Annotated in this window: 1 protein-coding gene; it reads left to right on the forward strand. The window is 67.9% G+C overall.

Translation table 11 applies throughout. The features are described 5' to 3' along the window. Positions 1-208: flagellar basal body P-ring protein FlgI (locus RYX56_RS24655; protein ID WP_317124428.1), on the forward strand; the 208-nt coding region annotated here is incomplete at its 5' end. Positions 209-243: the final 35 nt, after the last annotated feature.

A 243-nucleotide genomic window follows, 5' to 3' on the forward strand; every position in this document is an offset into this window, starting at 1 on the left:
CTCGCCCGGGCAGACGGATGCCACCGAGCGCGCCAACATCGAAGTGAAAGAGGACAAGTCGGGCCTCGTGGTCCTGCCCAATACGACGTCGCTCTCGGACGTGGTGCGCGCGCTGAACGCCGTCGGTGCCACGCCTACCGATCTGCTCGCGATCCTGCAGGCCATGAAGGCCGCCGGGGCGCTCAAGGCGGAACTGGAGGTCATCTGATGGACGTCACGCCGTCGCTCGCGGTCGATCCCCGG

The organism is Alkalihalophilus lindianensis (genome assembly GCF_032843265.1).
In the GTDB taxonomy this organism is placed as follows: domain Bacteria; phylum Bacillota; class Bacilli; order Bacillales; family Bacillaceae_D; genus Alkalihalophilus; species Alkalihalophilus lindianensis.